Below are 11073 nucleotides of genomic sequence, written 5' to 3'. Positions count from 1 at the left end.
GCAAAACTTTCATCATTTCCGAACAAAACTGCTTTTTGTCTGTTCAAAAGATCGGTGATAGATGGCATTTGGGAAAACAAAAAGGAGCCTAGTTTTCACTAGACTCCCCAATGGTTGACATAGAACCTTTTTTTGTGCCCGTCGTGGTGCTATCCGATGCCCGATGATATAATGATTAAAGTAGTCAAAGCCCTAATTCAGAAAGAGGTGCCCATTGAGTATTTCGAAAAAATCCAAACTTCCCAAGGGAGAATTTCGCATCATCAAAGATAAGTATATTCCGGAAATCGAATCCTCCCTTCGCAAAAAACCCGTACTCATGCCCAACGCCATTTACAATGCCAGCGGCATTCGCATTCAGGGCACGCGAATCAAATCCCTGATTTTCTCAACAGATATCGCTTTAATTCGCAACTCAAACGCCCAGGCGGTCTTCGCCGTTTATCCCTTCACGCCGCAGCTGGCCATCGTGCAGTCCATTATTCAAGGCTCCTCCATTCCCGTCTTTGCCGGCGTCGGCGGCGGCACCACCTCCGGTCCCCGCAGCGTGTCCATCGCCTTGGAATGCGAGCTTTTAGGCGCCTACGGCGTCGTGGTCAATACGCCCATGAAAAACGAAGTCATTCGGGACATGTACGAGGTCTTGGACATTCCCATTATCGCCACGGTGGTCTCCAAACACGACGATTTCGTCGGCAAGATCAACGCCGGCGCCCGGATTTTAAATATTTCCGGCGGCAAGAATACGGCGGAGCTCGTAGCCTATGTACGAAGCATTATCGGAAACGAATTTCCTATTATCGCCACCGGTGGCGACGACGAAGCGAGCATTCACGCCACGACCAATGCCGGTGCCAACGCCATTACTTACACGCCTCCTTCCACTTCAGAACTGTTTAAAACCATGATGGAAGATTACAGGGACAAGAGCGCCGAGAGCGGCAACAAGCCCAACGATCCGACCAATCTCCATGTCGAGGAATTTAAACGCGACCTCGTCTTCCCCGCCGATTCCATCGAGTACATCGAGCCGGAGCTTCCCCATGACGAAAAGTAAACTCAACGAAAATCTGATTACCGTCACACTAATCTTTCTCATCATCCTGCTCTTCAGCACGACGCAGAAATTTTTAAGCCCCGTCTACAATGTTATCATGTCCCTGATCGTGCCCTTGATCCTGGCCATTTATATTTTCTACGCCTTCAGGCCCGTGCGCGACAAATTGACCCAATGGACGAAGAAGCCCGGCCTTTCCGCCGTGCTCACCTTCCTCCTCTTTATCGCCATTACCATCGGCCTCTTTTACGTCACCTTTACCATGATCTACGATCAGGCCGCGAGCTTTTTCTCCGATTTCGACGTAAAGGCCCTGGCAAGTTACTCTCAGTCGGATTTTTATAAGCAAATCAACGAATACGTCCCCTTAAGCGACTACATCCAAAAATTCGAAGCGTGGCTTCAGGGCTTTGCCGGCGACATTCCCCGCCTCTTGGCCAACGGCCTGTCCAATATCGGCGCCGTGGGAAGCCTCATCCTCCTCATGGTCTTGGGGCTTTTCTACCTGTTGAAAGACGAAGACGACGCCGTGAAGGCTATACAATACCTGGCCCGCGGCAAGTATTACGAACGCATCATGGACATCTTGGGCCAAATCCACCGCACCTTGGAAACCTACATTTCCGGGCAGATTCTGGTCGCCTGCATCTTGGGCGTGCTCATGTTTATCGGCTACACCGTCATCGGCCTGAAATACAAACTTTCCCTCGCCGCCATTGCCCTGGTCTTTAACTTTATTCCCTTTATCGGGCCCTTTTTAGGTGCCGCACCGGCGGTCCTCGTTGGCCTCACCATGGGCGGCGGCATGGTCATAAAAGTCGTCGTGGTCAGTATTGTGGTTCAACAATTGGAAGGCAATGTGATTACTCCCAACATTATGGGCAACAAATTGGACATTCATCCCTTCGTGGTCATCGTGGCCGTCATGATCTGCGCCAATCTCTTCGGTGTCCTCGGCGCTTTAATCGCATCGCCTCTGTATATGTGCCTGAAAATTATCATCAAAGGCATTCGCAGCGAACGCTTTGACAAAAAAAATCAATGCGCCATTCCGGAAGAAGAAGACGCAGAGTCCTAAAGAAAGATGATCTGAAATAGGGATCCACCGCCCTCGGTTTCGCCGGGGGCTTTTTTGCGCAAAAAAATCGGGCAAGCGCGGTGCTTACCCGATATCTATTAGTTTATTTCGTCCAGTTCGTGGATAAAGAGCCCACTTCTCGGCTTGGGCTCAAACCAAGTGGATTTCGGCGGCATGACTTTTCCCCCGTCGGCCACGGCCATGAGCTCCTCGAGAGCCGTAGGATACATGGAAAAGGCCACGATCATGTCTTCGTGGACGCGCCGCTCCAATTCCTTTAAGCCGCGAACGCCGCCGACAAAGTCGATGCGCTCATCGCTTCTGGGATCGTCGATGCCCAAGATCGGCGCGAGGAGATTGTCCTGCAGGATCGATACATCCAAGGCCTCGATGACATCGGAGGGCACGGGCCCCTTAAAGTTCAGGCGGTACCAACGATCCGTAAGGAACATGCCGAATTCGCCCTTTTTCTCGGGACGGACGGCATCCTCCATTTCGGTGACGACAAATTTTTCCTCAAGCTTTTCGAGAAATTCCTCTTCACTTAATCCGTTTAAATCCGCCACCACCCGATTGTAGTCGTAGACGTGGAGCTGATCGGCGGGATAGAGAATGGCCATGAAGTAATTGTACTCCGTGTCCCCATCCCCGGGGCCGAATTGTTCCCGGCGCAACTTCGCCACCCGCACCGCCGAGGCGGAGCGGTGATGGCCGTCGGCGATGTAAAGGGCCTCTTGCTCTTTAAAAGCCTCCACAAGCCCGTCCACGATGGCCCGTTCGGAGAGAGTCCACCCCCGGTGGGTCATGTTGTCATCGGTGGTAAAACCCAGCCCCGGCGCCCCCGCCGTGCCCTTTGCAATGAGATCGGCAATGACGTCGTTATTGCGATAGGTGAGAAAGATCGGCCCTGTCTGGGCATTGAGGCGGTCGATGTGATCCACCCGGTCCTCTTCTTTTTCCCGGCGGGGCTTTTCGTGCTTTTTTATGCGGTCCTCCACCTAATCGTCCACGGAGGCGAGGCACATAAGGCCCCGCTGTTTGCGGGTGCCGTCGTCCAGCTCGTAGACGTACATATTCCGCGTCTCGTCCCGCTCGAAAATCCCCGCCCCCTTCATGGCTTCGAAGTTTTTCACCGCCACGTCGTTTATGGGCCCGTCGAATGCATCCACCGTGGCCGCCGGCAGATCCACCTGCAAAAAGGAGCGAGGGTGTTTTTTTATTTCCTCCGCCGCTTCTTTCGTGGAGTACACGTCGTAGGGCAGAGCCGCCACGTCTTTTGCCAAATTGTTTTTCGGCCGAAGGGCCTTGAAATCTTTAATGGTAACCATAGTCGCTCCTAGAAAAACCGCACGCGGACCACGCCGTCGATGTTTAAAATCTTTTCCCGAAGGCCTTCGTGAACGGGGGAGTCGATGTCGATCATGGTGTAGGCCCAGTCCACCCGGTGGCGGTTCAGGAGATTGGCGATGTTGATCTCCTCATCGGCCAAGACCTTGGTGATTTGCCCAAGCATGTTGGGAATGTTCCGGTGATTGACCGTGAGCCGGCCCATGCTGTTGCAGATGCCCATATTGGAATCGGGGAAGTTCACCGAGTGGCGAATGTTGCCGTGATCCAAGTAATCCACCAATTGGCGCACCACCATCATGGCGGAATTTTCTTCGCTTTCCGGCGTGGAGGCGCCTAAGTGGGGAATGTTGATGGTGTGGGGCAGGCGCATGGTTTCCGGATCGGGGAAGTCCACCACGTAGTTCACCACGACGCCGGCCTCCATGAATTTCTTCAGGGCCTTCACGTCCACCAGACCGCCTCTGGCGATATTAATGAGGCGCAGGCCCGGCTTGGCGATGGAGAGAAGCTCCGCGCCGACGAAATTTTTCGTATCCGCCGTGTAGGGAATGTGCAGGGTAATGTAATCCGCCTGGTTAAAGAGGGCCTTGGGATCTTCCACCACATTGACCCGCGTGTCCAGATTCAAGGCGTTGCCGATGGAGAGGAAGGGATCGTAGCCCATGACGTTCATGCCCATGTCGATGCCCATTTTCGCCACGCGGCGGCCGGTGGCGCCGAGGCCGACGACGCCCAGGGTCTTGCCCATAAGCTCCGGGCCGGCGAAGCGCTTTTTCGCCGCTTCCACATCTTTGCCGATGGTATCGCCTTTGTAATTTCTCACCCAGTCGATGCCGCCGAGCACGTCCCTCGAGGAAAGAAGCAGGGCGAGAAGCACCAGCTCCTTCACACCGTTGGCATTGGCCCCCGGCGCCTTGGTGACGACGATGCCCTTTTCCGAGCAGCGGTCGATGGGAATGTTGTTGACCCCCGCGCCGGCACGGCCCACGAAGCGCACATTGGGGCCGAATTCGTAATCGTGAAGATCCGCGCTGCGCACCAAAATGGCGTCGGGATCTTCCACATCCGGCGAGGCGATGAAATTCGCCGGCAAAAGCTTCAGCCCTTCTTTCGAAATATTGTTGATGGTCTTGATTTTATAGACCCGCCGTTCATCCTTAGCCACGTTGCACCTCAAATTCCTTCATATAGTCTACCAAGGCCTTTACGCCGCTTATGTCCATGGCGTTATAAAGGCTCGCCCGCATGCCGCCCACGCTTCGGTGGCCCTTTACATTATAAAGGCCCTTGGCCTTGGCGCCGGCGACGAAATCCCCGTCCAGATCCTTGTCTCCCGTCACAAAGACCACATTGGTCAGGGAGCGATCCTCTGCGGGAATCGTATTTTTAAACAGGGCGCTGTTATCGATTGTTTCATATAAAAGCGCCGCCTTTTCCCTGTTCCGCGCTTCCATGGCTTCCACACCGCCCATTTTCTTCACCCAATCCAAGACCAGGCCGCAAATATAGATGCTGTAACAGGGCGGGGTGTTGAACATGGAGTCCTTTTCCAAATGGATCTTGTAATCCAACATGGTGGGGATCTCGCCCTTGTCCTTTTTCAAGAGATCCTTCTTCACGATGACCACGGTGACGCCGCTGGGGCCTAAATTCTTTTGCGCCCCGGCGAAGACGAGGCCGCAGCGATTCACATCGTAGACCTCGCTTAAAATATTCGACGACATATCCGCTACCACCGTGCCATTTATGGAAGCCAACCGCTCCGGCGAAAGGCGGGTGCCGTAAATCGTGTTGTTCACGCAGACATAAGTATAGACGCTGTCTTTTGCCCCTTGGTCCAGGTTGGGATAATAATTAAAATTGTCCTCCTCCGACGAGGCGACGGCCTTCACGGGATAAAGCATAGCCGCTTCCTTGTAGGCCTTTTTCGCCCAAGAGCCTGAGATCACGTAGGAAGCCGATTGGCCGTCGGATAAAAGATTCATGGGGATCATGGTAAATTGCAGCGACGCGCCCCCTTGCAAAAAGAGCACCTCGTGATCCTCATCGAGATTCAGAAGGGATCGAAGAGATGCCTTTGCAGCAGCGTGAATGGCCCCGTACTCACTTGAGCGGTGACTCATTTCCATAACCGACATGCCGCAGCCGTTGTAATTCAACATATCCTTCGATGCCTGCTCCAAAACCTCCACCGGTAAAGTGGCGGGGCCGGCGGAAAAATTAAATACTCTTTCCATTACAAACCTCCTACGTATAAACACTGTAAAGCACTAAAGCTTTTTGGATATTGCCCTATTATACGCCCTCGGAGAAAAAGATACAATCCTCGCGATGTAAAAATAAAATATACGAATGGCGAGATGGTAAAATCAAAAAACGCTGCTTTTTTAGAATTACAGCCTGAAACTTCCTTTGTAATTCTCGAAAAAGGCCTTTTTCGCAAATTACAATTCGAAATCTCCTTTCTTTTCTTTCGATTATCCCGTTTTTTCGATTTAAGGGAATTAAAAAAACCGGACTGCACATGCAATCCGGCTTTATGGTGGAGACGGCGGGGATCTAGGATATAGGCAAACAAATCGCATGATAAGGCCGTTTGAAATAAATAGTGTGCAACCAGTGTGTAACGATAAATAGTCGGTGTAGTGTTCTGTTTTCAAACTAAATAAAACTTTAAATTAGAAGCGAAAGGCTTCCTGGATTTTTCAATTGATTGCTACTCAATTTCATTCAGATATTCAATGTTTGTGATAGAATTTAGAATGATATTATAGCAGAATATAAAAGAGCACAAAATGTAAGGAGTGAGAACCAATGAATAATAAACTTCAAGAGTTAGAAGCTAGAAAAAGACATTTGAATCAAAAGATACAAACTATTTCACAACATTTTTTAACCAGTTACGAGGAAGATTTTGCTATTCGATTCGCTCATGAATCTACAAAGATGGAAGGAAATACTCTGTCAATTTTCGAAGTCAAAACTCTTCTAGTGGATCGAATTACAGTAGGAGGGAAAGAATTAAGAGAACTCTACGAAGTGATTAATCATCAGAAAGCCTTTGAGTATCTAAAAAAAGCGATTCTAGAAAACAGAGAATTCACAGAAGACCTAATCAAAGATCTCCACCAGATTATTACGGAAAATATTTTTCCCGGGGGTATCTATCGTCAAACTAATGTACGGATCTCGGGTGCTTCCTTTATTCCTATCGATTGGACAGAGGTCAGAAATGAGATGTCCTATTTTATAGAACAATATACAGTTCGAAAGAAAGACTTATCAACGTTAGAATTAGCTGCATGGGTACATGCTGAGTTTGTCAAAATTCATCCATTCTCCGATGGCAACGGTAGAACAGCACGATTGCTTATGAATTATATTTTAATGGCCGATGATTTCTTGCCTATTAACATTTCTACAGAGAAACGGGCTGTATATTACGAAAGCCTCGATCAGTACGCTAAAGATCAGGACCTTGAAAAGTTTTTATTTTTGATTTGTGAAGAAGAAGAAAAAGCAATTAAGGATTATGAGATTGAATTACAGGTAGAAAAATCTCGTCCCTTTGAAAGATGATTGTACTGAAATTCCTTTAGTCTATATAAGCTTTTCTCTGTTTGTTTCGGAGGTTATGAATGAACAATAAGTATAATATGACGCTTTCACAAAACATTGCTTACGCAAAACGTAATTTAGTAGACAGCATTTATAATAGTGCCAAGTTGGAAGGATTAAATGTTACCTTCCCTGAAACTTATACCATTCTTGAAAAGGCGAAGATGCAGAATGTCGATATTTCTGCCGTCAGCACAATTTTGAATCTAAAGCATGCCTGGCAATTTCTTTTAAAGAACATCGAAGAACCCATTACCCTTGATTTCATAAAAGACCTTCATTATGAAATTGCTAAAGATGAAGCTCTTGCCTGGGGAGAACTAAGAACAGGTCGTGTTGGTATTGGAGGAACAGATTATGTACCGCCAATACCTGAAGAAGGCGAAGTAAAAACAAAACTTTTAGCATTCGAAAAAATAAATAATGCAACGGAAAGAGCGATTGAACGAATGCTATGGATGATGAAAGCACAACTTTTTTGGGACGGAAATAAACGAACCGCTTCACTGATTGCTAATAAAGATCTTATAAGCCACGGTAAGGGCATCCTTACAATCAGGGAGAAAGATATTTTAGAATTCAATACTTTGCTCAGCCATTATTACTCTACAGATGAAAAAACCGATCTAATAAATATGATTTATAAAAAAGCAATCAGCGGTGTGGAGTTAAGAGAAAAGGATCTTCCTTCCTATAGAGAATTAAAAGATCAAGCAACTGAGAGAATGAATCTTTCTAAGCCAAACCAATTTTTAAAGCTTGATGATTTAGAAAGATAGATTTAAAGCCACTGCGAAGGCGGTGGCTTTTTTTGGTATAATAGAAGTATCTAAATTCACCTTTTTTCTGTCATAGCAAGCGAGTACCTTGGATATCCATTTTGAAAAAATAAATCTCCAAGGCTTGTTGAGGAGTTCCCCAAACCCCCGAAATAAATTTTGGATTTTCAAAATTTATGGGATAATCCCGAACCCTTATTAAACTATTTTTATGAAAGGAATTAAAGCTATGAGTGAAAAAAGATACCGAGATCAGCAGATGCTTTTAAGATTTACTTCTGAAGAAAAAGAATTCTTCGAAACCCTTTTTGAAAAAAGTCGATTTACTAATCGCAATGATTTTATTATCCACCTACTCCGCCATCGTAAAATAATTAATGTCCGACTAAATGACGGTCAGCTAAATGCTATGCACGTTTCTCTCTCCCTGATTGGAAATAATATAAATCAAATTGCTCGAAGAATAAATTCTACCAATTCAATTTACCAAGAAGACATTAATGATATTTTAGAAATTAAAAACCAATTAGAAGATATTCGTACTAATCTTCACATGCTATGCAAGACTTTTAATGTTCAGAGGGCATAAGTTGTGGCTGTTATTGTAAAAGGTAAGCCAATTAAGTCCACGTTGCAGAAGGCAATTAATTATGTTGCAGACGCTTATAAAACTGAAAACAGTATTTTAGTTTCAGCGTATGGCACTAGTATTGATTATGGAGAAAGAGATTTTTTAGAAATCTGGAACACGAATACAAATCCACAAAAGAAAGTATTAGCAAGACACTTCAAACAGTCCTTTGCTCCAGGAGAAGTATCTCCTGAAGAAGCACACGAAATTGCCTTGGAATTTTGTGAGCGTTTCTTAAAAGGTGAATATCAATACGTAGTAGGAACACACGTCGATACGAACTGTATTCATAATCATATTCTTTTTAATAACATACGAATGACGGATTTTAAAGCCTATAAGATCACAAAAGACATTCCCATCATCAGACAAATAAACGACGATATTTGTAAAGAACACGGACTATCCATTATTGATTCCGATAAAGAAAAAGAATTTCTAAACGACCATCTTCGAAACACGAGGTCATATTATGAAGATATGTGTCTAAAAAAAGGTCTGTCCTGGAAAGCAAAGATTCAGTCCGGAATTGACTTATGTATTGAAAAGGCAACAAGCTATGAGAATTTTCTTTTTTTGATCGAAGACATTGGACTTGTTCATGATGACAACGGAAAGTATCTGAAAATTAAATTCCCGGAACAACAAAAATTTACAAGGTGCAAGGAACAAACACTTGGAAAAGACTACACACGTGAAGCTATTCAAAATCGCATTGAGCAAGAAATAGAAATCAAAAATCAAATTGCAAACAAGCCGAAGATGTACATGCAAGATCCTAACTTTATAAAACAAACCAAGCAAAAAATTCAGGACGATCTTCACACTATTCTCGGCGAAGAAAAGACCTTCCGTGATTTTATGGAGCGTTTTTCCTCTCTAGGTTACAGTTATGATCCTGATGAAAAAGTCTATATGTTTGAAGATAGTCACCGCTCTGTTACTTGTCCGGAAGCTCGACTCAGTAAAAAATATCATATGGAGCAAATACAAGCTGCATATCGTGAAGCCAACATCGATGTTTATAAACAACAATTCGTCGATTATAAGATCATTAATCGAACAAAATACGCTATGGAGTCAGCTATAAAATATGCTTCATCTTACGACGAATTTTTAAACGAGATGAAGAAGAAACAATATGATTTCAAGGAGTACCGTGGCGAACTCTACCTGAAACATTCAAGCGATGAAGAATTTACGCTTATACACCCTACCACTTTTGGAACGGACTATACCAAAGAAATGATCAGTTTTAACATTCAGCATAAAACAATCGGTCAAGAAGATGTACGCATGATTCGTTTTGAAAAAGGTCTTAATCAGAATGAGATCTTAATGAGAAATATGACGATGATGAACGAGAACTATCTGCTCTTAAAAAAACATGGCATTAATAGTTTCTCAGAAATTACAGCAGTAATTAATTTCAACAACAACATTCAGAAGGAAAACAATGATCGAATTAAAGAGATCAAAGAGCTTACAGGAGGCTATTTAACGGATTTAAAATTAAAGTCTGAGCTAACGGACCTCTATAACGATAATCGTCGTTTAAAGGCTTCTGTGGCAAACCTTCATAAAATTCATGATAACTACTCACGATATTTGGAACTTAATGATCGATCAAAAGAAAGACTAGATAAAGGTACGCCTAGCCGTTAAATGATTCTCTAAGATATAAAATGTCGGAGCATTATGGGTTATAAAGTATCCATTGGGTGTTTGAAAATGTGACGAACCCGGAGCAAAAACTAATGACGGTAACGGAGAGAAAGTAGTTTAAAAAGAGCCACAGTCTTTTAAAGAAACCGACAAAGAACTTAACAGAAGATGAAAAGTTCGTTGTCGCCATCTTGTTTAAAACGAGCGATGCTATTCGTACCGCTTATATTTTAAAAGAAGGCTTTACCGTTCTATCTCATCAAAAAATCTCTGCTATGACAGCTCTAACACAGTGGATGGAAGAAGCTAAAGAAGCGGTCAAAAAAAGTGGCGATACTGCTTAAGCGCTTAGAAAAACTAGTTCAGCGAGATTACCAGCAGCTTTAATTACCTGTAGAAAAAAGGTCGGAGCACTATAAAGTGACCCCATAAAGTTGGACTTAATCGAGTAAGCATTCCGCTTGCTCGATTTTGTTTTACATAACATTCGTTCTATGCAGATTGCATCTGTTCACGGTATTGCTTCGGACTCAAGCCTCCTAACTTTTCTTTGATTCGATCGTTGTTGTAATAGTGGATGAAACGTTCGATGGAACGCACGAGTTCTTGTCGGCTTCGGTAGACGTAACCGTCGTAGATTTCTCTTTTCAGTACACTGAAGAAGTTCTCCATGGGGGCGTTGTCGTAGCAGTTGCCTTTTCTCGACATGGCTTGAGTGGTCAGTATGGATAAAATTTAATATTTCTCAAAAGCCTCGTATGTGGGAATAGGTCAATTATTTTCTATTGTATAACACATAATCTTTTCTTCAAAGTCTTTATTCTCTTTATAACTTTATGAAAGCATTGCATAAAAAGGGAGATTTGCAAAAACAAATCTCCCTAATAAACATTGA

At 44.8% G+C, this 11073-nt stretch carries 9 protein-coding genes and 2 pseudogenes; 7 read left to right on the top strand and 4 right to left on the bottom strand.

Annotated features, from left to right (window positions below; all coding sequences use genetic code 11):
* Positions 1–214: 214 nt before the first annotated feature.
* Both DG046_RS04020 and DG046_RS04015 read left to right on the top strand, forming a co-directional pair.
* Positions 215–1057 (top strand): beta/alpha barrel domain-containing protein, encoded by an 843-nt coding sequence (locus DG046_RS04020; RefSeq protein WP_306419034.1) that lies wholly within the window; start codon positions 215–217, stop codon positions 1055–1057.
* Positions 1044–2135, top strand: a complete 1092-nt coding sequence (locus tag DG046_RS04015; RefSeq protein WP_159082048.1) for an AI-2E family transporter — start codon at positions 1044–1046, stop codon at positions 2133–2135. Before DG046_RS04020 ends, DG046_RS04015 begins: the two co-directional genes overlap by 14 nt.
* Positions 2136–2233: 98 nt before the next feature.
* Here the strand turns inward: DG046_RS04015 and DG046_RS04010 are convergent.
* The 3 genes and pseudogenes from DG046_RS04010 to serC form a co-directional block, all read right to left on the bottom strand.
* Positions 2234–3463: pseudogene (locus DG046_RS04010) on the bottom strand (DUF1015 domain-containing protein).
* Between the two features lie 8 nt (positions 3464–3471).
* On the bottom strand, positions 3472–4650 hold the full coding sequence (locus tag DG046_RS04005; protein WP_108831260.1) for a phosphoglycerate dehydrogenase: 1179 nt from the start codon (positions 4648–4650) through the stop codon (positions 3472–3474).
* A complete protein-coding gene (serC, locus tag DG046_RS04000) occupies positions 4643–5722 on the bottom strand; it encodes a 3-phosphoserine/phosphohydroxythreonine transaminase (RefSeq protein WP_108831259.1) in 1080 nt (359 codons plus the stop codon). The genes DG046_RS04005 and serC overlap by 8 nt, the downstream gene beginning before the upstream one ends.
* Positions 5723–6299: 577 nt before the next feature.
* On the opposite strand from serC, the gene DG046_RS03995 reads away from it, so the two are divergent.
* The 5 genes and pseudogenes from DG046_RS03995 to DG046_RS03975 form a co-directional block, all read left to right on the top strand.
* Positions 6300–7064, top strand: a complete 765-nt coding sequence (locus DG046_RS03995) for a Fic family protein (RefSeq protein WP_108831258.1) — start codon at positions 6300–6302, stop codon at positions 7062–7064.
* A 59-nt stretch (positions 7065–7123) separates the two neighbouring features.
* Positions 7124–7882: a Fic family protein gene (locus DG046_RS03990; RefSeq protein ID WP_108831257.1), complete on the top strand. Its 759-nt coding sequence runs from the start codon at positions 7124–7126 to the stop codon at positions 7880–7882.
* Positions 7883–8111: 229 nt separating this feature from the next.
* A complete protein-coding gene (gene mobC / locus DG046_RS03985; protein WP_159082047.1) occupies positions 8112–8471 on the top strand; it encodes a plasmid mobilization relaxosome protein MobC in 360 nt (119 codons plus the stop codon).
* 3 nt (positions 8472–8474) lie between these two features.
* The gene (locus DG046_RS03980) at positions 8475–10178 is read left to right on the top strand and encodes a relaxase/mobilization nuclease domain-containing protein (protein WP_108831255.1); all 1704 of its coding nucleotides are present in this window, start codon (positions 8475–8477) and stop codon (positions 10176–10178) included.
* A 128-nt stretch (positions 10179–10306) separates the two neighbouring features.
* Positions 10307–10522, top strand: a pseudogene (locus tag DG046_RS03975) (transposase); the annotation flags it as partial.
* A gap of 148 nt (positions 10523–10670) precedes the next feature.
* Here DG046_RS03975 and DG046_RS03970 read toward each other — a convergent pair.
* On the bottom strand, positions 10671–10886 hold the full coding sequence (locus DG046_RS03970; RefSeq protein WP_083508484.1) for an IS3 family transposase: 216 nt from the start codon (positions 10884–10886) through the stop codon (positions 10671–10673).
* Positions 10887–11073 lie beyond the last annotated feature (187 nt).

The sequence above is a fragment of the Aedoeadaptatus coli genome (genome assembly GCF_900343085.1).
Taxonomy (GTDB): Bacteria; Bacillota; Clostridia; order Tissierellales; family Peptoniphilaceae; genus Aedoeadaptatus; species Aedoeadaptatus coli.
This window is presented reverse-complemented; position numbering and strand designations above follow the sequence as displayed.

Bases quoted from the DNA above. Each gene is read 5' to 3' on its own strand.
- mobC (WP_159082047.1), top strand. From the start codon at position 8,112: ATGAGTGAAAAAAGATACCGAGATCAGCAGATGCTTTTAAGATTTACT.
- DG046_RS03995 (WP_108831258.1), top strand. From the start codon at position 6,300: ATGAATAATAAACTTCAAGAGTTAGAAGCTAGAAAAAGACATTTGAAT.
- DG046_RS03990 (WP_108831257.1), top strand. From the start codon at position 7,124: ATGAACAATAAGTATAATATGACGCTTTCACAAAACATTGCTTACGCA.
- DG046_RS03970 (WP_083508484.1), bottom strand. From the start codon at position 10,886: ATGTCGAGAAAAGGCAACTGCTACGACAACGCCCCCATGGAGAACTTC.
- serC (WP_108831259.1), bottom strand. From the start codon at position 5,722: ATGGAAAGAGTATTTAATTTTTCCGCCGGCCCCGCCACTTTACCGGTG.
- DG046_RS04015 (WP_159082048.1), top strand. From the start codon at position 1,044: ATGACGAAAAGTAAACTCAACGAAAATCTGATTACCGTCACACTAATC.